This window comes from Margalitia sp. FSL K6-0131 (assembly GCF_038008735.1).
Lineage (GTDB): Bacteria > Bacillota > Bacilli > Bacillales > Bacillaceae_C > Margalitia > Margalitia shackletonii.
Genome location: NZ_JBBOZS010000001.1, coordinates 794,024 through 816,012 on the forward strand (window position 1 = coordinate 794,024; position 21,989 = coordinate 816,012).

At 39.7% G+C, this 21,989-nt stretch carries 20 protein-coding genes and 1 pseudogene; 15 read left to right on the plus strand and 6 right to left on the minus strand.

What is annotated here, in order from left to right:
• Positions 1 to 313: 313 nt before the first annotated feature.
• Positions 314 to 1,582: a metal-dependent hydrolase family protein gene (locus tag NSQ59_RS04005; RefSeq protein ID WP_340829426.1), complete on the minus strand. Its 1,269-nt coding sequence runs from the start codon at positions 1,580 to 1,582 to the stop codon at positions 314 to 316.
• 212 nt (positions 1,583 to 1,794) lie between these two features.
• Complete coding sequence (locus NSQ59_RS04010) at positions 1,795 to 3,072, minus strand: hypothetical protein (RefSeq protein ID WP_340829429.1); 1,278 nt, start codon at positions 3,070 to 3,072, stop codon at positions 1,795 to 1,797.
• A gap of 350 nt (positions 3,073 to 3,422) precedes the next feature.
• On the opposite strand from NSQ59_RS04010, the gene NSQ59_RS04015 reads away from it, so the two are divergent.
• Positions 3,423 to 3,692, plus strand: coding sequence for a hypothetical protein (locus NSQ59_RS04015; RefSeq protein ID WP_340829431.1), 270 nt, complete (start codon positions 3,423 to 3,425; stop codon positions 3,690 to 3,692).
• A 25-nt stretch (positions 3,693 to 3,717) separates the two neighbouring features.
• Here NSQ59_RS04015 and NSQ59_RS04020 read toward each other — a convergent pair whose 3' ends face one another.
• The 4 genes from NSQ59_RS04020 to NSQ59_RS04035 all read right to left on the minus strand — a co-directional run bounded on the left by NSQ59_RS04020 (position 3,718) and on the right by NSQ59_RS04035 (position 7,904).
• Positions 3,718 to 4,098 (minus strand): DUF2500 domain-containing protein, encoded by a 381-nt coding sequence (locus NSQ59_RS04020; RefSeq protein ID WP_055738369.1) that lies wholly within the window; start codon positions 4,096 to 4,098, stop codon positions 3,718 to 3,720.
• 102 nt (positions 4,099 to 4,200) lie between these two features.
• Positions 4,201 to 4,506 carry a GerAB/ArcD/ProY family transporter gene (locus NSQ59_RS04025; RefSeq protein WP_340829433.1) on the minus strand — a complete coding sequence of 102 codons (306 nt, stop codon included), beginning with the start codon at positions 4,504 to 4,506 and terminating at the stop codon, positions 4,201 to 4,203.
• Positions 4,493 to 5,302, minus strand: a complete 810-nt coding sequence (locus tag NSQ59_RS04030) for a GerAB/ArcD/ProY family transporter (RefSeq protein WP_340829435.1) — start codon at positions 5,300 to 5,302, stop codon at positions 4,493 to 4,495. The genes NSQ59_RS04025 and NSQ59_RS04030 overlap by 14 nt, the downstream gene beginning before the upstream one ends.
• 172 nt (positions 5,303 to 5,474) lie before the next feature.
• Positions 5,475 to 7,904, minus strand: coding sequence for a PhoX family protein (locus tag NSQ59_RS04035; RefSeq protein ID WP_340829437.1), 2,430 nt, complete (start codon positions 7,902 to 7,904; stop codon positions 5,475 to 5,477).
• 309 nt (positions 7,905 to 8,213) lie between these two features.
• On the opposite strand from NSQ59_RS04035, the gene NSQ59_RS04040 reads away from it, so the two are divergent.
• From NSQ59_RS04040 to NSQ59_RS04105, 14 genes and pseudogenes are all read left to right on the plus strand, one after another.
• Complete coding sequence (locus NSQ59_RS04040; RefSeq protein WP_340829438.1) at positions 8,214 to 8,336, plus strand: hypothetical protein; 123 nt, start codon at positions 8,214 to 8,216, stop codon at positions 8,334 to 8,336.
• A 65-nt stretch (positions 8,337 to 8,401) separates the two neighbouring features.
• On the plus strand, positions 8,402 to 8,776 hold the full coding sequence (locus tag NSQ59_RS04045) for a nucleotide excision repair endonuclease (RefSeq protein ID WP_340829440.1): 375 nt from the start codon (positions 8,402 to 8,404) through the stop codon (positions 8,774 to 8,776).
• Between the two features lie 59 nt (positions 8,777 to 8,835).
• On the plus strand, positions 8,836 to 8,970 hold the full coding sequence (locus tag NSQ59_RS04050; protein ID WP_340829442.1) for a hypothetical protein: 135 nt from the start codon (positions 8,836 to 8,838) through the stop codon (positions 8,968 to 8,970).
• Between the two features lie 181 nt (positions 8,971 to 9,151).
• On the plus strand, positions 9,152 to 9,487 hold the full coding sequence (locus tag NSQ59_RS04055) for a rhodanese-like domain-containing protein (protein ID WP_340829444.1): 336 nt from the start codon (positions 9,152 to 9,154) through the stop codon (positions 9,485 to 9,487).
• Positions 9,480 to 9,815 carry an ASCH domain-containing protein gene (locus NSQ59_RS04060; protein ID WP_126650067.1) on the plus strand — a complete coding sequence of 112 codons (336 nt, stop codon included), beginning with the start codon at positions 9,480 to 9,482 and terminating at the stop codon, positions 9,813 to 9,815. The genes NSQ59_RS04055 and NSQ59_RS04060 overlap by 8 nt, the downstream gene beginning before the upstream one ends.
• 488 nt (positions 9,816 to 10,303) lie before the next feature.
• Positions 10,304 to 10,669 (plus strand): VOC family protein, encoded by a 366-nt coding sequence (locus NSQ59_RS04065; RefSeq protein ID WP_340829451.1) that lies wholly within the window; start codon positions 10,304 to 10,306, stop codon positions 10,667 to 10,669.
• 313 nt (positions 10,670 to 10,982) lie between these two features.
• A complete protein-coding gene (locus NSQ59_RS04070) occupies positions 10,983 to 11,705 on the plus strand; it encodes a DsbA family oxidoreductase (RefSeq protein ID WP_340829454.1) in 723 nt (240 codons plus the stop codon).
• A 129-nt stretch (positions 11,706 to 11,834) separates the two neighbouring features.
• Positions 11,835 to 13,526 carry a sensor histidine kinase gene (locus NSQ59_RS04075; protein ID WP_340829455.1) on the plus strand — a complete coding sequence of 564 codons (1,692 nt, stop codon included), beginning with the start codon at positions 11,835 to 11,837 and terminating at the stop codon, positions 13,524 to 13,526.
• Positions 13,504 to 14,640, plus strand: a complete 1,137-nt coding sequence (locus NSQ59_RS04080; RefSeq protein WP_340829458.1) for a response regulator transcription factor — start codon at positions 13,504 to 13,506, stop codon at positions 14,638 to 14,640. The genes NSQ59_RS04075 and NSQ59_RS04080 overlap by 23 nt, the downstream gene beginning before the upstream one ends.
• Before the next feature lie 224 nt (positions 14,641 to 14,864).
• The gene (locus NSQ59_RS04085; RefSeq protein ID WP_445669196.1) at positions 14,865 to 16,118 is read left to right on the plus strand and encodes an ABC transporter substrate-binding protein; all 1,254 of its coding nucleotides are present in this window, start codon (positions 14,865 to 14,867) and stop codon (positions 16,116 to 16,118) included.
• A gap of 445 nt (positions 16,119 to 16,563) precedes the next feature.
• Complete coding sequence (locus NSQ59_RS04090) at positions 16,564 to 17,511, plus strand: carbohydrate ABC transporter permease (RefSeq protein ID WP_340829460.1); 948 nt, start codon at positions 16,564 to 16,566, stop codon at positions 17,509 to 17,511.
• 13 nt (positions 17,512 to 17,524) lie between these two features.
• The gene (locus NSQ59_RS04095; RefSeq protein ID WP_340829462.1) at positions 17,525 to 18,352 is read left to right on the plus strand and encodes a carbohydrate ABC transporter permease; all 828 of its coding nucleotides are present in this window, start codon (positions 17,525 to 17,527) and stop codon (positions 18,350 to 18,352) included.
• A gap of 159 nt (positions 18,353 to 18,511) precedes the next feature.
• Positions 18,512 to 20,215 (plus strand): amylo-alpha-1,6-glucosidase, encoded by a 1,704-nt coding sequence (locus NSQ59_RS04100; protein WP_340829464.1) that lies wholly within the window; start codon positions 18,512 to 18,514, stop codon positions 20,213 to 20,215.
• Between the two features lie 581 nt (positions 20,216 to 20,796).
• A pseudogene (locus NSQ59_RS04105) lies at positions 20,797 to 21,938 on the plus strand (ABC transporter substrate-binding protein).
• Positions 21,939 to 21,989 lie beyond the last annotated feature (51 nt).

The window sequence follows — 21,989 nt, forward strand, 5'->3', positions numbered from 1 at the left end:
CTCCTGTGGAAAGCGGACGCTGACATGGGAAGGATTTTTTTGCGTGGAAGTGTGATAATGGAACAATCAAAATGGCGGACACAGAATCCGTTATTTCGACAAAATGGCCATAATTTCAGGTCTAAGCGGACTCACAGTACGCTATTGGTATAAAAACATTAGGAAATCAACGTATTTTTGCATAATAACGGAACCAGGGTCCGCAAACTTTGCGAAATCTCCCGTTTTGTCACATGTAACGGAACTGGTGTCCGGTAAACTATAGCACTCCATGAAAATGACCAAATCACCTGGGTGATTTGGCCATTGAAAATTATTGAGTAACTGAATTAGTGTTTGCCACTCGTAAATCCTTTACTACTTTCCCATCTTTTACAACGGTAACGATATTGTCTTGATTTTCAAGAGCGGCGATATCAGCTAATGGGTTAGCCTTCGTGATGACTAGATCGGCTAATTTTCCTTCTTCGACAGTTCCTAATCTATCTTCCCAGCCAAGGCATTCAGCGGCAACCTTTGTTGTTGCAACAAGGGATTCCATTGGGCTCATACCAATGCCGCACATTAGGTTCAATTCACGAAGATTGGTTCCGTGAGGCATAACCCCTGCGTCTGTACCCATTGCAATTTTAACCCCTGCTTTGTATGCCTTCGCAACACTTTCATGGTGGATATCCACCACTTCCAATGCTTTTTGAATAGCATGTGCCGGCATATTATTACTGTTTTTCCCTTGCTCTAAAACGGCTACTGGTGCAAGTAAGGTTGGCACTAGGTAAGTTCCATGTTTCAGCATTAACTCAATCGCTTCATCATCCAGGTAAATACCGTGTTCAATAGAGTGAATGCCTGCACGTACGGCATTTTTGACTCCTTCTGCACCTTGGGCATGAGCCATTACTTTTATACCGCGGCGGAATCTTGCTTCTTCCACCATTATACTTAACTCTTCGAAGGAGAACTGAGTAAACTCCGGATGATCTGTCGGGCTCATTACCCCGCCAGTTGCATGAACTTTAATGATATCAGCACCGGCTCTTAGCATTTCCCTTACTCGTTGGCGAACTTGTTCGGGGCCGTCACAGAGTCCGCTTGGCATACCAGGATAGGTAGGTCTAGTAGTATCAATTCCGGATCTTGTCCAACTGTCACCATGGCCGCCAGTAATCGTTAGCGGGTTAATACTAACTTGCATTCTCGGTCCAAGCACAAGGCCATTTTCAATAGCTTGCTTTACACCTACATCTGTAAAGCCGGCATCACGCACAGAAGTAATCCCTGCATTCACTGTTTTCTTCATATACTCGATTGCTTGGTAAAAATGATAGGAGAATGGAGTGGAAACTGTTTTTTCAAGATTAGAAAACTCCATCATCATATGAACATGTGTATCAAATAGTCCAGGCAGGATATAACCATTCTCTGCATCTAGTATTTCTACTTCTTCGTCTGGAAGGCGAATCTCATTTGCTCTGCCTACTTGTTTGATTTTGTTGTCTTTTAGTAAAACTGCAGCATCCTGAATCGGCTCTCCGCCATTTCCATCGATTAGTGTTCCGTTTTTTACAAGTACGTAAGTCATGTGAGTATCCCTTCCTTTTTGTGTGTTTATTCTTTCAATTACTAATATTCAATGTAATTCAGCGGATATCCTGCAAAAAAACAACATTTCTTTCGGAAATCTAAATATTTTTTTAATCATGTAAAGGGTAAAAGTGGTGCAATCTGTCCCATTTCGGAACACAAAAAAGGACTGGCGCTTGCCAATCCTTTTGCGGTGACTTTCCGTTAACCCTAACGGAAGATGTGGACCTTGGTCCAGTGGGTTCCGCCATCGGAAGTAGTGTACATGATACTTGGTTTATTGTTTTCCGTCATGATCCACCAGCCATGGTTTTTGTCGGCGATAGCCAGGTAGGATTCACCGTATCCTTTAAAGGTTTCCTTGCTATTTACCCATGTTTTTCCCCCGTCTTTTGTCCAGCCGATGGAATTAGGATTATCACAAGCCGGACAAGTCCCTCCCATGAAGGCAACTTGCGGGCTGACTACATATAATGGGCCAGGTTTCGATCCTTTATTTTTTGGACCTTTATTATCCTTTTGGGTAAATCCCGGAGCAGGCCCTCCCCCAGCAGTTGAATTAGCAATAACGGTTTTCCATGAATTACCTCCATCTGCTGTATGGAAAACGGAGTAGGATGTTTGGTTCATTCCGGAATCACCAATGCATTCAATCCAGGCATCATGCACTCCTGTAGATCGAATAATAACACCCTCTAAAGGGGATGCTAGTTTTTTCGTTAAAACAGGACGCCAAGTCTTTCCTCCATCTGTTGTTTTCTGCACAGTTAACACTTTATTGCTCTCAGTAACTGCCCATCCGTTTTTCAAATCATGGAAATACGCTTGGTCCACCATGTTTTTCGGTGTAGAAATCGGATGCCATGTTCTGCCTCCATCTAATGAATAGGCATTTCCGCTAAGAGCAGTGTCACCCGAAATAAAATGAAGAAATTCTTTATTTGGTGCAGTACCGATTAATGTCCAGTGTAAACCGCCATCCTTTGATTGCAGCAATCTTAGACTATTTCCGCCCTGGTCTATTGTCGCCCAAACATTTTGTTGATTTAAAGCAAAAATTTGCCGTACTGTCCCGATTCCTTGGTAACTCACCGCCCAGTTTTTTCCGCCGTTAACCGTTTTAGCTATCCAGCCATCTCCTCCGACCCAGCCAATTTGCGGGTCTGCAAGTCGGACTGCTGTTACATCACTCATATTTATTTTTTTTTTTGATATATTTGTAGGAGGTGTGGAAGTTTTAGATGAATTGGAACTCGTTTTTCCAACATTCGTTTGTGTCTCCGATGATTGATTAGAACCTGCAGTCTCGTTTTTACCTGAATGTTGTTTTGTATTCGATGTTTCCGATTTCGATTGTCCCTTATCCGCTATGGAAACATCGCTTGTTTGCTTTGGGTTTTGATTTTCTTCCGATCCGCATCCGCCAAGAATGAGAGCAAGCCCCAACCCCAAAGCCGTCAACATTTTACCTTTTTTATATTTCATCATGTATTGATCCCCCAATTTTTATAAATGGTGTATCTTTAAATTTTATTACACACATTAGACGAATCTTTTTCGTCCGTGTTACAGTCTGAAAAGCCTATTTTTTTCTATATTAATAAGATAGGTCATCCGCACAACAAATTAGCCATACGGAAATTACATTATATGCAAGATTAGTAGAAAGGTATTCCTGTTTAAAAAATACTCTGTACTAAAATAACATATAAGTGTTAAATAATCCATTTGATGGACATACTATATAGGAAAGCGGTACTTTGCCGTAAAAAATTTGTGCACAAACTCTTTCATTTTATAAAGCTATTTTCACTTGAATAGTCATAGAGGTGGATAAAATGCAGATTTTCCATAAGGTTGCAGATTTCTGTTGGGAAGGTTTGACTTTAAAACATATTTCAGATAGGGGAATCGTAATTCCTTATTTACTGTTTTTGATAATGGGAGTCATTTTTGAGCTTTTTTTACTAGCCTTAGTAATTATATCTGCCTATTTCTTTCACATTTTTGATTATCAACCTGACATTTCTTATTTTGTCAGTATCGGAATTTTAGTATTTATGTTCCTATCTACTATACAGATTTTTATGTCTGTCCAAAAAAAATAAAACCAAGATGAAAACACACCTCGGTCTATGCTTGATGCCCAACCCTCCGTTCAAATCCGAGATATCTTGTTCCTTGGAAGGTTAAGATACCGGAATCCCCTTCAGCTAATTGGCCATACTCAGAACCTGATATATGAAATTCAGAACGATCGCCGCTTTCAAATTCAAACGTAACATAATAGGACGTGCTCGTACTATGAGAAACTAGATTGTCATTATGGTTAGCATGGCGTCTTACATCAGTTCTTTTCGTTTTTACCGTCACTGGTACAGAAATCCTAGGTGACCGCTCATTTTTTTGCCACTGAGTAATTCCCTTTATAACTGTAAAAATAATTACCACGAACACTATTAAAAAAACAATACCAATAAAATATGGTCCAGCAGAAAATACAATTTCTTCCATGTCTTACACCCCCTTTCCTTTAGAGGATATACGATTGTTCGACTGGAAAAGTTTCGTGCTAAAACAGTAAACCCCTCTAAATAAGAGGGAATTTTGTCTGTTCTATGTTTGCTTTTTTGCCTTGATTTTCATAACAAGCCATAATAATAAGAGCAGGATAGGGATGTAGATATAAACGATGATAAATCCCAGATCATTGATGATTTCGTTTAATATATCTATTTGAGATTTTTTATCAAAAAGGATACAGCCTAGTACTACAAGGATACTTAAAATAATTATGTTGTGTTTCATTTTTAACTTTGTCGTTCTTTTTATCAATCTGCCTGAACACCAAAGGGATAAACAGATACTGGGTAAAACAATTAAACTCCAGTTGGCGATTCCGATGAATTCAAAACGTTCCACAACGGGTAATTTTTACAATTTTAAAAGAGGTCAATGTCGGCCAAACCTCCTTTTTGAGCTCATCCTGTGCAAAGAATGCAAATGTTAGGAGAGTTATATATAAATACATAAAGGTCGTAAAGATTAAGGAAAGCTGTCCCCACTTTTTGGCCTTATTTGGGTTTTTTAAAAATGGATAGTAAATGAGGAGCGTTTCATACCCCATATTGGATAACGTCATGCTTTGGGATGCTGTCATCACATCATTAAACGAATGGTCAAATACCGGTAAAAAGTGATAGAAATTAGAAAACGGAAGGGTAAAGCCTTGGACATAAATAATATAAAACGGAAGGGCAAAGGCAAAAAAGGCTATTCCAACAAGGGTACGTAACCCACCGTAAATAATATAGAGACATAATAAAATATAGCCGGTTGCAAACCAAAAAGTACTTAAATCAGGGAACATCCAAACTTGAACAATTTCAATATAATTTCTGAGCACTGTAACCGCATACCATAAATAATAAAATGCAAAAATAATATTTAGAAGATTTCCAAGCAGTTTTCCGAAAACAGTCCAATGAATATCGCAAAAATCTCCTTTTACCATTTCTACTTGTTTAAACATTATCCACAACAAGATATTCGTTGTTATCCCTGCGATAATTACTGCCTGCCAACCATCATACCCTGCATATTTAGCAAGAAATTTTTGATAATCAAGTAAACCCACCCCAACCTGCATTGTGATAATAAGGAAAAAAATATAATAGGGTGAGATCTTTTGTGCATCGGAAATGGTTTGCGGCTGCATCTAGCTACCTCCAACAGGTAAATCTTCTTTTTGTACATGGAAGTTAGTGTTACCAATTAAAGGGGAATTATGAAAATGCAGAGCAACTATTAGCAATTCTTTATTCAAAGTATCTCTTCAAATAATCATTGCCCAATAACCAAAATAGTTAAAGGGCAATGATTTAAGTTATTTAATTTTTCGTGTACTCGATATAGGCATGGTCAGCATACACATACTGTCCGCTGCCAAGATTTAATTTATTTTCTTCTAATTTATATACCTTGTATTGCTCCCCCTTTTTAAGAACTCTAACTTTTTTTCCGTTTTTATAGAGTGCGGTATCTTTTTTTATTTTTACAATACCTACTACATAGGAAACATTGCTGTCTTTTTTTACGTAATAACCATTTCCAACATCATATTTTTGGCTATCTTGGTCATACACTTTTACTTGTTCGCCGGCCTTTAATGTTTTATATTTTTTTCCGTCTGGTCCGTACATAGCAGTTGCTTTCCGTACAAGCAGACAGCCTTCATAAGGAATTACTTTCCCGGCTTCCGAGCGGATATATTGGTTACCGCCGATGTAATAATAATCTCCCTCCACTCCGTAATAAGGAATGGTGCCTTTTTTTACATGACCAGATGCTTTGAGGTTACCGTTTTTGTCTGTTTTATAGATAGGGACATCTTTTTTGATAATCAATCGTCCGATTGGTTCCCCATGAATAGCAGTTTGCCCTTGCTTTAAAGCAGGCAATCCGTTAAGATAACCGACTCCGCCCGTTTTATTGATTCCAATTTCTTTATCAATTTCTGCTTTTAACTCGTCTTTATTAATGGCCGTGATATCAAAATTGTCGAGCTCATCCCCCGGATGCTGAAAATTGCTCATGAGGTAGGAATGTCCATTTAACTGACCAACATATTTTAGACCAGTTGCCTCGGCACCAGCAGGAACGGAAAGAATTCTGGTTAATTTTTTTGTATCGAGATTGTAGGCCCATACAAAGTTGTTTGTATGCATACCGCTGTCTTCTCCTATGAAAAGGGTTCTTAAATCATCAGAGAATGTTAGATTATCAGGATTGGCAACTTTATCGGGATTTGCTGTATTGCCATATGAATCGGGTTTCTGTAAATCTTCGCCAACAACTAATCCTTTAAGAGAACTGGCAACATAGCCGCTGTTAATGGTTTGCCCAGTCTTGTCCTTTTGTCCGCCTGTTAAGCTCAATTCATAAGTAACGCCAGATTTTACTTTTGGAAGCTGGATATCGTCAGCAGGATCTTTTCCTGTAGAGTCCTTTTCCATCGATTTCTCCACATAAGACATAGCAACATATAGCTTCTTATCTTTTGTATTGACAGCGAGACCTTCCATCTTGTTCCACTCAGATGTTGCTCCTTGCATGGCAGCATAGCGACGCGGTTCAAGAAAGGCAGCTGCTTTTTCCATACCCGGTTTTACTTTTAAATATTCGATTTTACTAGATGAGTAGGTTTTAATTGGTGTAAAACCTGGTGTCGGTTGATCAGCTGTTTCGAAAATATCGCTGAATGTTGTCCCTTTATCAATAATATTTTTGACTTCTTTATCAGTCGCATGCCCAAGCTTGATCCATGTTAAGTTGCCTGCACCGCCATTCTCAGTACCAGTTTGGGTAAATTTCGATGCATATAATGTTCCGGACGATAAGTCTTTCGCTTTATCAGCAACATACATAAACATCATCGTATTACCGCCATCATCACCGAAAAAGGCTGTGCGATTATCTGGCATGATGTGCATTAACTCATGGGAGAAGCGGCCGGTACTATAGTGTTTGACCACCTTCGTGTCCCCATTTTCTTTTACTGTAATTTCAGGAATCCATCCGTAAAAATACGGATTGGCTTTTGATTCGTCCCCAAAATACAATTTGGCAAAGCTTTTTGTATATGTAGCCGCACTTGAAGCAGGATCCGCCTCGAAGGCTCTTGCATCTGGTTCGTACTCTTCCGAACCGAGGTGTGTATTCCAAGGTGAAAGGGTTCCATTACAAGGAATCCAAATTCCATTAACGTCTTTGAAATCAATCTTTTTCACGCTTTCAACGGTTAACGCCCCAGTTGCCTTGTCCTGCTTTAATTTGGATAGGGACATAGAAGCAGGTACCACACCGTAAGCTGATTTTCCGTCTGCAGAGAGGGTTTGGTATTCATAGTGTGTAACCATATAAATTTGGTTCCCAACCTTCATGACGCTGTTTGCATCAGGCGCATCCGATACAAAGTATGGATTTTTTCCGGAAGCAGTTGGGTCGATGATTGGATTTCCATTCACATCAATCGGTGTGCCAGCAGGAATTAGTTTTCCTTTGTTTAAGGCAATCGCATCTTCTGATTTAAATAATTTGTTGTACGTAAGCGGTACGATTCTTTTAGATCCATTACTATATGTAATTTCTACAGAAGCATTTGTGTACGTTTGACTCATTTCCTTTACTGTTTTCGGTGCATCCATCCCTTTGAAGGCAATGGATTCGACCTTTATGTCCTTCACGGGTGCTGCTAATGCCGGAATAGCGGATGGGACAAGCAAGCTTGCAGTTAGAGCAAATGCCAACCTCTTTTTCATGAATATCCTCCTTTAGATAAATGGATTAATAGTTTCCTATCTTACAAGTTCATTAAAGCGTTTTAATGTAAAGAAAGTATGAAGGGGAAATAAAGATACGATGAAGTTGGAAAATGAGTCTTTCGGATTATGGAAGGTATTTTGGAGGAAAGATAAAATCTCCGGAGAGGCTGACACATTAGAATGGTTATTTTATGGTGGTAGGGGACAATGGTTACTCCGATAAGATGATAGGTCGGAATACGTATGAACAAATTTTAGATTTAGAAAAAGGGAAATTTCATAATCGATTACTGGGGTAAGATCAAGATGGAAAAAACATTTGGATGGAAGGCGGCGGGGAACCAAAAATTGGTTGACGAAACACGAGTTACCATTGCGCGAAGTAAAATAGGAAAAGGGATTTCTTTGTTTTATGAGATGGTAAAATAAGATCTCTTTTAATAGGAAATAATGCTATAATAGGTCTTCATGATATTAAAATAGGAGTGAAACGATTGATTAAAATAGAAATTCCAAAACCGGATGTAGTCGTGACGAAGAAAAAACAAGCAGTGGATGCACAGGAATCCAAAATCAGCAGTCAATATGGGTTTGTAGATTACCGATTGATAGCGAGGGATAAAGGCGGCATTATTTTATTTTACAATGCCAGCGGCGATCTGTTGTTTGTCGGGAAAGCAAGAAAACTCCGCCAGCGTGTAACCAGACACTTTGAGGACAACGTATCCCCAATCAAGAACCATCGTGACGAGATCCATAAAATCGCTGTGCTTTATGTCGATGATCCAACTGAGCGCGAAATATATGAAACCTATATTATTAATAAGCTTCAAGCGAAGTATAATGTGGAAAAGGTGTTTTATAAATAAGCAATCCTCACTGGGGGTTGCTTTTTTTGATTTTAGGATGGGGTGGTTGAGGTTTTAGAATGAATAGGGAGGGCAGAAAAAATTCAAAATGGGTAACGGATGAACAATTGAGGTACATAGAATATGATATAGGGGATTTTGAAGAGGAAAGAGGTCACATATGGAATGGGATGTGGAGCGAAAAGAGCTGGTGAAGGGACCAATGAAAAACGGAGGGCACATAGAATGCATAATAGGTAACATTAATAGAGATATCGGTAATATTAAATCATGAATTAGTCACATAAAATCTAAGATAAGGCACTATTAATAACTTGGTATGATTTTCTCCCTTAAACATGATAGGATGAAAGAAAAGAATTGGAGGGATGGAACTTGGAAATCAAAAAGATCACACCAAAGGAATTAGAGGAACAATTGAAGGGCAGGAAACCGTTTGTCCTTGATGTTCGTGCTGAGGAAAAATTTCGGGAATATCATGTAGAAAATTCGTATAACATACATAAATCGGCTATATTTGAAAATCAAGAGGATGTGATTTCAACCTTGCCAAAAGACAGGGAGATCATTGTGACCTGTACGACCGGAAACTCTGCCGCAAAATGTGCTAAGATTTTAGCTGAAAAAAATTATCATGTTTCGCTGCTTGAAGGTGGCATTACAGCATGGAAGGATTACAATGAACAAAAAGGAGGAGAGAAACATGAGTGAAAATAATGTTTTACCACCTAAAACATGCTCGGTCGACCGTCTTGTGACAGTAGAAAGGGATGTCAAAAAGGTGTTGGCAGGGGAGAAGACTGCTACTCGCCGAAATGGCAGATACGCGGATATCGGAGAAATCATGGAATTAGACGGTAAAAAATTTGTAGTGGAAAACGTCTATTCCCAACAACTTGGTGACATGACAGAAGAAAATGCACGTCAAGAGGGATTTGCGAATTTAGAAGCGTATAAGGAATCAATTTTATCCATGCATCCAGGTATGCGCTGGGTGCCGAAAATGAAAGTATGGGTACATGAATTTAAGGCGATGTAACGATGCTTTGCCTCCGCTATTGAGTGGAGGTTTTTGTTTTGAGGGAGATCCTCTGGGAATTTTTTTTACTTTTTATTGTTCATCAAAACGATTCTATTTTTCAGCGTTTATATAAAGTTCCACAAAACAATACTGTTTTCATCCTTTCACCTGAAGAAATCCACCGTTTTCTTTGATTTTTCCACATCAAACAGAAAAAAATCCACATCTTATATAGATGTCCACAAACTGATTCTATTTTTCATCCCTTCACCTGAAGAAATCCACAGGTTTCTTTATTTTTTCCACATTAAACAGAAAAAGACCCCCACCCTCTATTTGGATGTCCACAAACCGATTCCGATTTTCATCCTTCTCCTAGAAAGTTCCACACATTCATAAAAATCTCCGAATAAATAAAGTGCCCTTCACCTATTCAGCAAATTTTAGCAGGAAAATGCGATATGACGTCGAAACTATGAGGAAATCAACTTTTAAAGGAGATCAAAATGTCCAATTTGTTTAAAAGAATTGATACTGTTTTTTTACCGGTGAAGGATTTTGACAGGGCAGTAGATTGGTATTGCGATGTGCTTGGTTTCACGGTCCGTTGGAAGGATGACATTTCTGGATATGCTGCATTAAATATTGGTGAAACACCTTTAACATTAGTAAGAAAGTCAGCAAAAGAGCTTCATAACGCAAAAAGTCATATAACGTTCAATTTCTTCACACCTGAAGTGGAAAAGGCTCATCGACATTTAGTAGATTGTCAAGTGAATGTGGAACCGATCCAGGATGAAGGCAGTGTTAAGTGGTTCAAGTTTCAAGATTTAGAAGGAAATCCGTTAGAGGTTTGTCATTTTAAGGAATAAGAATGAAAGTCGATGAGTGTTCATCGGCTTTTTTGTTTGGTCACTGAATAACATTGGCCGCAGCTTAAGCGGAATACCGAAACTCTATTAAGAACTGCCGAAAAAAGTGGAGAGAACGCCGAAATATTGAGAGATCCCACTGAACATAAAGTAGAAAGCAGAAAAAGACCTGCCCAAATAGTTGGCAAGAACCACAATAATCAAGCGGCAGTATGTTGTCCAAAACTTGTTACCCAGTTTTGGAGACATAATATTTGTATTTCCTTCTGTGTAGGATAATAATGAAGTAATAAAAAATGATGGAGGTTTTAAGATGAGAGTAGAAGTATGGTCGGACTTTGTTTGTCCGTTTTGTTATATAGGGAAGCGTCATTTTGAGGAGGCATTGAATCAGTTTGGCGGGAAGGCGAATGTGGAAATTGTCTTTAAGAGCTTTGAGCTGGATCCGAATGCTAAAGTGCATTATGACGAAGATATGCACCAGTTGCTGGCGGCGAAATATGGAATGAGCGTGGAACAAGCAAAGGAAATGAATGCTAATGTTGCTCAGAGAGCGGCGGAGGTCGGTTTAACCTATCATTTCGATACGATGAAACCAACGAATACGTTTGATGCCCATCGTTTAACCCATTTTGCTGCACAGCATGGGAAAATGACAGAAATGGCGGAACGTTTATTTAAAGCTTATTTTACGGAATCTAAACATATTGGGGAACATGAAACATTGACAGCATTGGCCGCTGAAGTCGGTTTAGATCCTGAAAAAGCGCGTGAAATGCTAAATAGCGATGAATTCTCATATGAGGTTCGCACGGACGAACAAGAAGCCGGTTCGCTTGGTATCCAAGGAGTACCATTCTTTGTGATCAATCGAAAGTACGCTGTTTCCGGAGCGCAACCAATTGGGGTATTTTTAAACGCGTTACAAAAAGCAAGCGAAGAAGAAAGCTCTTTTACTATTTTAAATGAAGACAAGAATGAATCGAATGATCCGTATTGTGCAGACGGAAAGTGTGAAATTCCTGATAAAAAATAGCTGAAACGGAAGACTTGGAACCCTCTTAATCCAAGTCTTTTATTATTGGGAAAATACGATATAATATTTTAGAAGATTTACACTTTTCAATTACCAATGCAAAATTATTTTTCACCAGGGGGGCTTTCCGTGTTCACGAATCATCTCAGTACCCAAAAAAAGCTGTTCATTATGTTTCTGATTGTGGCTTTGCTTCCTCTGCTAACCTTGGGGATGATTGCTTATGAACAGTCCTCGAAAGTCGTGAATGGGAAACTCTCGAACTATAACCATTTTGCTGGTGAAAAAATTAAAACACAGCTGGATCAGACTTTAGGCGATATGTATTACGGGGCATCTACTATTAAACAGTATGTTTCAGACAGTACATCTATTAATCTGAAGCATCAAGTACCGCAAACATATTCTGATTTTAAAATAGTAAATAATCTCGAACGATTAATGCAAGCCCACAAAAAGTCGAATATCCGTGGGATTTATTTGATTACATCCTCCGGCTATTATTATGGGGATTATGATTTTAAGCTGGACCAATTCAAGAAGCTTGCTATTTGGAAAAAGGCTATCGTAAGCGGAGACACGGAAATCGGTATTTATACTCCAACTCATTATAAAAATAACAATCCCCATAAAGTCATTGGTTTGATAGTCCCGCTTAAGTTTTCATACGGAGTATTAAATAATAGTTATCTACTAATAGAGACAGATGTGGACGATTTATTTAACCTGATGAAACTGTTGGAAAATGATCTGCACTCCAGAATTGCGATTCACAGTGAAACAGGGGAATTGCTGTATAAGACGAAAAGCAGTGAAAAGGATCGAAAAGATGATATTGTTTGGACTCAAGATACACGAACGAATAACTGGGATATCGAGATCCGTATTCCGCGCGATGAATTCTTTCAATCTTCCAGAGTTATTTTTAAAATTATCACGATTGGGGTTTGGATTGCTTTTATTCTGGCTCTCATTCTATCCTATCTATTTTCCAATCAATTTACAAATCGAATTTTAAAACTGAAGTTTGCAATAGATGAGGTTAGTAAAGGGATTTTTGATACAAAAATAGTAGAGCAGACGAAGGATGAAATTGGGAGACTCAGCACCCATTTTAACCGGATGGTGGATAAAATCAAGCAACTGATGGAGGAAGTGAAAGAGAAGGAAGCGACGAAACGCGAGGCGGAAATGAAGGCGGTTCATTATCAAATTAACCCGCATCTGCTTTTTAATACGCTTAATACGATTCAATGGAAGGCGCGAATCGATGGAAACGAAGAAATTGGAAAAATGCTTTTTCATTTGACGAAGGTGCTCGAGGGAAATTTGAATTTTACCATTGAATTAGTACCGATAAAAGAAGAACTGGAATCTATTCAGCATTATTTCATTATTCAAGAACAGCGGTATGGCCCTAATTTTACCTTTCAATTGGAGATGGAGGACAGGCTGCAAAATGGACTCATCCCGCGAATGACGCTGCAGCCGATGCTGGAAAATATTTTTTTTCATGCCTTTGAGGATGGAAAAGGAGAAATAGTGTTGGAGATGAAAGAGACGGATCAGTATTTTCAAATGAATTTAACGGATAATGGCAAAGGGATGCCGGTGGAGAAGCTGCAAGCACTATTCAGACGGCCAGATGGGAAAGCACGCCGCGGGGGAATAGGCTTACACAATGTAAAGCAGAAGTTTTATATTCATTTTGGAAAAGAGTTTCTTATTCAAGCCGATTCCGTTCTAGGAAAAGGTTCAACGATTTCGATTTCATGGCCAAAAAGGTGGGTGGGGGAACATGACTGCAAAAAAGCCAATTAAAGTACTGATTGTAGATGATGACACAATTGTCCGCCGCGGATTAAAGGCAACGGTCGATTGGGGAAAATACAACATGATGGTTGTAGGAGATGCTCCGAATGGTAAGCGCGGGTGGGAGGAATTTCTAATCCACGAACCGGAAGTGGTGATTACGGATATTGTGATGCCGGAGGAAAATGGGCTGGAATTTTCGCGGAAGATAAAAGCACATTCTCCGAAAACGAAAATTCTTTTACTCAGCTGCCATAAGGATTTTGAGTATGCACAGGAAGGGTTGAAGCTGGGTGCATCTGGATACTTGCTGAAAACCGTATTCGATGATCAGGAACTAGACCACTTTTTAAGCCGCTTTCAACAGGAAATAACAGGAGCCGTTTCGGAAGAACCATCTCCTTTTCAAGAGTGCTTTCTCTTGTGGCTGAGCGGATACCGGAATAATTTCGAAAAGCTTTTGGAGGAGCGCCTAACAAAGGATTGGAAATGGATGCAACAGCCTTATTATGTCTATCTCATTCGAAACTTTTCTTCAGTGCAGTATGAGCCTTTTCCAAAAAATGCGCAGTCCAGCCTGGTGAATCTCGGAACGGATATTTCGTATTTTTTTATAGAGAATGCATTCCATAATCAAATACTCCATATTTTGTCGGAGGTTAAGATAGAGCATTCTGAATTGGATTGGATAAGGACGGGGCCACTTCAAGGTGTGCGGGATTGGATGAAAGCTGTCATGGCATTAAATCATGCTCAGCTCCAAAATCATGATTTCCATGAATACCCAAAGACGATATTATCAGCAGTTGAATATATTGTTTCCCATCTTTCCTTTCCGATGACGGTAGCGGATATAGCAGATCATGTTGGCATGAGCAGAAGCCATTTAAGCACCTTATTTAAAAAAACGCTAGGTATCAGCATTCATTCCTTTATCGAGAAAAAAAGATTGCAGCTCACCAAGCAATTATTAAAATTATCTTCTATTCATCTGCAAGAGATAGGAGAACAAATTGGCATGCAGGATGCTAAATACTTTAGTAAATGGTTTAAACGGTGTACAGGCATGACACCTTCGCAGTATAGGGTAAAACAAAATGACGAAAAATTTCAAACAAAATGACAATACCCTTTTTTGATGATATAAAATAACACAAAACTCCAAACAAATAGAAGTGTTTAACCGCTTTCATTCACGATACAATGAAAGCGGTTAAATTTTTTGTAAAGGCTTTTTTCTATATCTTTTGTTGCTGCATCTTGAATTTTCGGTTAGCAACATTTTACGAAAAAAAGTCTTTTCAAAAAAGCTTGGTCAGCCAACACAAAACAGAAAAGAGGGGTCCTATGAGGAGAAAGAAATGGTGGCTTTCGGTATTAGTGGCAGCAGTAGTGCTTGTAATGAGTGCATGCTCCAGCAGTTCTTCCGGTGACGGTAAACAAGATGGAAAAACCGTTCTCCGCTTTGCAACTTGGGATACCGGGGATACATTAAAAATTCAACAGGATATTGCAAAGGAATTTGAAAAGGAAAACAAAGGTGTAAAGGTGCAAGTGGAAGCATATGGGGATGGCTTCGATCAAAAGCTTGCCGCTTCATTTGGCGCAAAAAACCCGCCGGATGTGATGTATATGTGGGACTTTTCGACCTATTATCAATCCCTTGAACCGCTTGATGCATATGTGAAAAAAGATGCTGACTTAAAAATGGACGACTTTTATGATGGACTATTTAATTATTCAAAAGTGAATGGACAGCTATATGGAATGCCGGCAGGGTTCTCTACCATGGTCGTGTATTACAACAAAAAGTTGTTCGATAAATATAACATTCCATATCCAAAAGAGGGCTGGACATGGGATGATTTCAAAGCCATTGCGAAAAAGCTGACAGATAAAAGCAAGAAGCAATATGGCTTTGGGGTAACGGCGGAGCCTGATACGTACGATTTGCAGGGGCTCGTTTGGAGTAATGGCGGAAGCTTCATCAGTAATGATGGGAAGAAAGTGAATGGTGTCATGAACAGTCCTGAAACGGTTGAGGACATTCAAATGTACGGTGACATGGTAAAGGACGGAATGGCTGTGTTAGTCGGCGGGAAAAATCAACAAAGCGGCAGCGATATTTTTAAATCCGGAAAGCTTGGCATGTATGTAAGCGGAATTTGGCCGATCCAAGGCTTTAAAGATGCTGGGGTTGATTTTGGAACCGTTGAAATGCCAGCATTTGGTTCCAAACCAGTAAAAGGACTTATTTCATCGTCCTCCATTTCTATTGCCAAGGATTCTAAACAAAAGGATTTAGCCTGGAAATTTGTGAAGTTCTTCTCGTCTGATAAGGCGATTAAGATGAGAACAGCAGACCTCCCAGTCAGAAAAAGTGTCGTGGAAGAAACGAAAGTCATGGACGATCCATTGTACAAACCTTTCTACACCATGCTAGAAAAAGCGTCGGATACACCTGCCTTTTTATTAAATAAAAACTGGAGTGAAATTAATCGTAACCTGCCTGCTGCGATCAATGCGGTAATGCTCGGACAAAAAGCACAGCCACTTTTTGATAAAGCGGTGAAGGATTCGGAAAAATACGTGTCACAGTAAGATGGATTGGAGATTTGGCGGGGCGGTGGTTTTAGACAATCGTTCCCGTAATTTTTTTAAGTTTAACCAGTTTAATACGCCTACGGTTAGCGGCATCGACTCGTAAACTACCTCGCTGTGTTTCCTATAACTTGCGTCGAAGACGACGAAATTTGTACGCAGATGAGCAAGGCGGATGGGCATTTCTTAAGGGATAAGAAAGTATAAAATTTTTCAACATCTAAATAATTTAACAAGTTTAATCTTGTCTAGCGTAAGCAGATATCGGCTAGCGGGTTTCGTAGTCTCCTCCCTACGATAAGTCAACATCAGTTGAAAATGGTAGTACTATTTTCACTTGTTCGTGAACTACCTCACTGTGTTTCCTTTATCTCGAGCCTGCGACTACGAAATCCGTACGCCGATGAGCAAGGCGCTTCCGCTTTTCTTATAAGAGGAGGTCATTATGAAAACAAATGTAAGTGTTGCACCAGTTCATTCCTCTATTCCATTAAAAAAGAAGCGACAACGGGGCAATGTGGTCCCATATTTATTTATCTCGCCGTGGATTATTGGTTTTTTGCTTTTTACATTAGGGCCACTGATTTTTTCGCTTATCATCAGCTTTTTTGATTGGCCGATTGTCGGGCCGAAGAAATTTATTGGATTTGATAATTATAAAACCATGTTTACGGATGACCCGTTATTCTGGCATTCCCTTTGGGTGACTGTGAAGTTTGCTATTTTGTTTGTTCCGTTAAACATTATTCTCGCCTTAGTTTTGGCGATTTTATTAAATCATAAGGTAAAAGGAAGCTCTTTGTTTCGAACGTTTTTCTATGTGCCTTCCGTCATCTCCGGTGTTGCGCTCGCAATGATTTGGGGCTGGGTGTACAACGGGGAATATGGAATTTTGAACTATATTTTGTCGTTATTCGGGATTACGGGTCCGGATTGGTTAAATGATACAAGCTGGGCATTAGGAGCAATGGTCATCGCGAGCCTCTGGGGACAAGGAACGATGATGCTGATCTTCCTTGCCGGATTGAAAAATATTCCGAAAGATTTGTATGAAGCAGCGGAAATAGATGGCGCAGGTAAAATCTATATGTTTTTTAAAATAACCTTGCCGCTGTTAACACCGACATTATTATTTAATATCATTACCACGATTATCAGTGCTTTCCAACAGCTGACACTTGCACTTGTTTTGACGGGCGGAGGACCGCTGCAGTCCACATATTTTTACGCGATGTACGCTTATGAAAATGCGTTTAAGTACTTTAAAATGGGGTATTCCTCAGCCAATTCGTGGTTTATGTTCTTGATTGTATTGCTGTTAACCCTGCTTGTTTTCAAAACATCCGGTGCATGGGTGTATTACGAAAATGAAGTGAAAAACAAAAAGAAGTAAAGGAGGTGCCTTAATGAGAGTACAAAAAGGAATGAGGAAAGGTTTTATTTATGGTTTATTAATCGTGTTGTCTCTTTTATTTCTTGCCCCCTTTTTCTGGATGATCACTTCGTCCTTGAAGGCGCCGAATGAGCTTTATCAGTTCCCGCCGAAGCTTCTGCCGTATCATTGGCATTTTGATAATTTTATAAAGGCGTGGAATAGCCAGCCGTTCAATCTGTTTTTGATGAACAGCATTATCGTGACAGTTCTGACGACAATCGGGCAAATTTTTTCATCGACATTAATTGCTTATGGATTTGCGCGCTTCAAATTTAAAGGAAGAGATATTCTCTTCATCATTTTGCTGGCAACGATGATGATTCCTTGGGAAGTGACGATGATTCCGTTATACATGGAATTCAACTTTTTTGGATGGATTAACACGTTAAAATCACTGATTGTTCCATCTTGGTTCGGTTCTGCCTTTTATATCTTTTTATTGCGCCAGTTCATCATGTCTATACCGAAAGAGCTGGATGAAGCAGCGAGAATGGACGGGGCAAATGCATTTCAAATTTACTATAAGATATACTTGCCATTGATGTGGCCGGTGATCGTGCTGATTGGAGTTTTCAATATTTTATCAAGCTGGAACGACTACTTAGGACCGCTGATTTTCTTGAACGACCAAAGCAAGTACACCTTAACACTCGGCCTTGCCCAATTTAAAGGTGTACATGATGTCGACATGAATGGAATAATGGCTGTAACTTTCCTGATTAGCTTACCGCCATTAATCCTATTCTTCTTGGCTCAAAGACAAATCGTCAATGGCGTCCAATCAACCGGCTTAAAATAATGTGGTGTCAATAATGGTGTCAGGCACCACTCGTGGACAAATTGGGAAAATGTACGCTCCTGGTGTACATTTTCTATTTGTCCTCGATACACGGACAAAACTGCAAAATGTCCACAGAGGGTGCCTGACACTAAAATGACACCAAAGGAGGGATTGCAAATGAAGGTAGAGGAGATGAAGATTCCATTCAGTCGATATGGATCTTTTATGGTGATTTCACCAGTTTTTCGTCGCAATCATGATGCGAAGTCTTTATATATTCGCCATATACGGGGCGGAGATGAGAAGAGCGGTGCGATATTCAAGCTGGATTTACTTCATGCTGATCAGGCTCTTGATTATGAGGTGGGGTTCTCTCCTGAGGTGCTGAGTCTGAATGTGAAAAGCGGCGGGCGAGTGGAATGCTGTTTTAGTTCAGACTCTACGATTCGATTGAGAGCCAATGGGGTCGGCATTCAGCTTACTGCACTAACCGGTGCATATGATTATGCACTCCCTTTTCCTGACGGGACATGGGAGATAAACAGTTTTATTCAAGAGCGCCGCTTTAGGATTATTCCTCTTAAGGGGAATTTAAAGGTCGATGCTCCATTTGAGGTTGATAAAAGCAAGCATATATCGATTCGATGTGATGTAGAAGAGGAAACAGGCATCGCGGAACTGGCGATTTCGGATTACCACATTGTTTTTGAGAGGGACAAGAATTTAGAAGCCAGTTTTGAGTCGTGTGTGAAGGAAGTACAGGATGAATTCCATTCATGGCAGGAAAATTCGCTAAAAGTTCCGGGAGAATATCAGCACGGATTCGATATGGCAACCTATATTACATGGTCATGCGTGGTGAAGCCGGATGGACTTTTAACTAGACCAGCCATGTATATGTCGAAAAACTGGATGACCAATATTTGGAGCTGGGATCATTGCTTCAACGCGATGGCATTAATCAAGCAGCAACCTGAGCTTGCATGGGACCAATACTGCATTTTTTTCGATCAGCAGGATGAAAGCGGCGCCTTGCCAGATTTTCTTAATAATAAATCTGGATTGTGGAATTGCTGCAAACCGCCGATTCATGGATGGACATTAAGGTGGATGATGGAGCAATCCTCTTATATTGATAACGATAAATTAGCAGAAATATACGGGCCACTGGAGCGATGGACCAATTGGTGGTTTACCTATCGTGATGATGATGGGGACGGAATTCCTCAGTACAATCATGGCAATGATAGCGGCTGGGACAACAGCACCGTGTTTTCTAAGGGAATTCCTGTAGAAACACCGGATCTATCAGCATTTTTAATCATCCAAATGGACGTATTAGCATCCATAGCGGAACGACTGGGGAAAAAAGAAGAGTCTAGCGTTTGGAAAAGAAGAGCAGACCAAACTTTTTCCAAAATGATGGAGCATTTTTGGACGGGGGCTGGGTTCAAAGCATGTCTATCCAGTACACATGAACCTATTAAAGTTCAAAGTCTATTATTATATATTCCGCTTCTTTTAGGAGATAGGTTAACAAGTTTCCAACAAAAAGTATTGCTAGACGGATTGGTGAATGGAAATAAATTTTTAACAGATCACGGATTTGCTACCGAAAGTGTCGACAGTCCATATTACCGTCCGGATGGATATTGGCGCGGACCAATTTGGGCACCATCAACGATGCTGTTAATGGATGGATTAAAGGCTTGTGGAGACATCGAATTAGCACAAAAGACTGCGGAAAAGTTCTGCCGGATGGCCAATCAATATGGTATGGCAGAAAATTATAATGCCTTAACTGGCGAAGGACTGCGGGACCCTGCATTTACCTGGACATCGAGTGTGTTTTTGATTGCGGGAAACTCTTTAGTAGGATAAGGGGCTGACCCTCCGTCTACTCATATGGTCTATCTCCCCATTGGCCAGGAGATAAGCGGACCGGTCCCTCTATCCCTCCCATTTGGGGTTTTTAAAATAGTTCAGAATTGACATGTACTTTGTCAGAATTGTCAAAAGTTAATGACTTTGTTTAGAACAGACAGTTGTAAATTAGTAAGCTCCAACTCTTCTTCCATATCAATATTCTCACCTACTTCTTATTTCAGTTGAAGCTAAGAATAGAATAATTTCATTTTGGCACGATTTTTGCATGTTAAATGTTTAGTAAAAATTTCACTAAACTATGTTTGCGAAATGGCTATTTATAAAGGAGGGGGAGAAGTTTGCAGAAAGTAAAAGTTTACTAGAACATGCCAATAACAAGTCGGATACGAATGAGCTTTTTTAAAACGAAAAAATGGGGGATTGAAATGAGAAAGTGCATGTCACTATTGTTAGTCGTTGTTCTTCTTTTATTGTCGGCTTGCTCCAATAAATCTACTGAAACGAATGGAAATGCTAAAAACGGGAAACCATCGGGAACGATTACCGTCTGGGGATGGGATGTCGCAGCGGCAACGATGAAGCTGGCAGCAAAGGATTTTGAAGAGAAATACCCTGGAGTAAAGGTGAAGGTAGAGGATTTTAATAGCTCTGATTTATATGACAAATTAACAGTGGGACTTGCAGCAAGGGGTTCTGGTCTGCCGGATGTTGTCCTCATGGAGGATGAGCGAATCCCCGGCTATCTGCATCAATTTCCTAACAGTTTCTTAGATTTAAGTAAACAAGGATACGCTGAATTTAAGGATTCCTTTAACCCCGCGAAAGTAGCATCCGTTACAGATAAAAATGGTGATTTTTTTGCCGCTCCTTGGGATATCGGTCCAGCAGGGATTTTTTATCGTGTGGATTATTTCCAAAAGCCGGTGTGGATCCGGAATCTATTAAGACTTGGGATGACTATGTCGAAGCTGGAAAAAAGATCAAAGCCGCTACCGGAGCGAAAATGCTTCCAATCGACATTTCAAAATATGATGGCGTGTATCATTTAATGATGCAGGAACAGGGTACTTCTTATTTTGATAAAGACGGAAACATCAAAATCGATTCAGACGAATCTGTCAGAGCTTTTGAGGTTATAAAAAAGCTATATGATAATGGGCTTGTCTTGAATAATAATGGCTGGGACGGAATTGTCACCGCGACTGTCAATGGCAGTGTGGCAACGGTTCCTTATGGTGTTTGGTATGCGGGAACCATCATGGACCAAGCTCCGAAATTGAAAGGAAAATGGGATGTATTTTACCTGCCAGGCTTTACAGAGGAAGGGACAAGATATGCTAACACTGGCGGATCCTCGTTGCTGATTCCGGCTACAAGCAAAAATCAAGCGACAGCCTATGCCTTTGTTAAATATTTTACGACCAACGAAAAAGCACAGCTTACCGGTTTTGAAAAATACGGATTATTCCCATCTCTAAAAGAAACGTACAATGCACCTGTGTTCAGTGAAAATAATGCTTACTTTAATAATCAACCAATCTTTAAAAAATTTGCCGATATCGTAAACAAGGTTCCGAAAGTGTATTTAGATGAGAACTATGCGAAGACAAGTGAATTAATGAGTAACACGCAGGCAGCAATTTTACTGGAGCATAAGCCAATGAAGGAAGCATTGGAAAAGGCGAAAAAGCAGATAGAAAACGAAATGCACAAATAAAAATAAGAAGAATTCGCCCATTGAGCAGGGCATTCTATTCCATTTAATCAG